The sequence below is a fragment of the Ideonella alba genome, assembly GCF_018069845.1.
Taxonomy (GTDB): Bacteria; Pseudomonadota; Gammaproteobacteria; order Burkholderiales; family Burkholderiaceae_C; genus Ideonella; species Ideonella alba.
The window spans coordinates 1-967 of record NZ_JAGQDD010000056.1; the positions used below are offsets into that span (position 1 = coordinate 1).

Annotated in this window: 1 protein-coding gene; it reads left to right on the plus strand. The window is 70.1% G+C overall.

Annotation, left to right across the window (positions count from 1 at the left end; translation table 11 throughout):
* Positions 1 to 2 precede the first annotated feature (2 nt).
* The coding region (gene galE / locus KAK03_RS24740) for a UDP-glucose 4-epimerase GalE (protein ID WP_210857353.1) at positions 3 to 967 on the plus strand (965 nt) is incomplete at its 3' end.

The window sequence follows — 967 nt, forward strand, 5'->3', positions numbered from 1 at the left end:
CCATGCCACGCGTCCTGCTCACCGGTGCCACCGGCTACATCGGCTCTCACACCTGGCTGGCCCTGTGGTCGGCCGGCTTCGAGGTGGTGGGCCTGGATGACTTCTCCAACAGCTCGCCCGAGGTGCTGCGCCGACTGGCCGAACTGGGTGGCCGCGAGCCAGTCTTCGTGCAGGCCAGCGTCACCGATGGCGCCGCGCTGGACCGGGTGTTCGCCGAGCACGCGATCGACGCGGTGGTGCATTTCGCCGCCTTCAAGGCGGTGGGCGAGTCGGCGGCCGAGCCGCTGAAGTACTACGCCAACAACCTGGGCGGCCTGGTCAGCACCTGCCAGGCGATGGCCCGGGCCGGTGTCAAGACCTTCGTCTTCAGCTCCAGCGCCACGGTCTACGGCACGCCGCAGTTCCTGCCCTACACCGAAGCGCACCCGCTGGACGCGATGAATGTGTACGGCCGCACCAAGCTGATGGGCGAGCAGATCCTGCGCGACCTGGAGACCGCCGACCCGTCCTGGCATATCGCCTGGCTGCGCTACTTCAACCCGGTGGGGGCGCACGAGAGCGGGCGCATCGGCGAGGACCCGCGCGGCGTGCCCAACAACCTGATGCCCTATGTGCAGCAGGTGGCGGTGGGCCGACGGCCGTTCCTGTCGGTCTTCGGCGGCGACTACGACACGCCGGACGGCACCGGTGTGCGCGACTACCTGCACGTGATGGACCTGGCCGAGGGTCATGTGGCCGCGCTGCGATACCTGCTGGGCGAGCAGCGCTCCGTCACCGTCAACCTGGGCACCGGCGTGGGCTACAGCGTGCTCGACCTGGTGCGCGCGTTCGGCCAGGCCGCCGGCCGGCCCATCCCGTACCAGATCGTCGATCGCCGGCCCGGTGATCTGCCCAGCTACTACGCCGACGCCACGCGGGCGCGCGAGCTGCTGGGCTGGCAGGCCACGCGCAGCCTCGAGCAGATGTG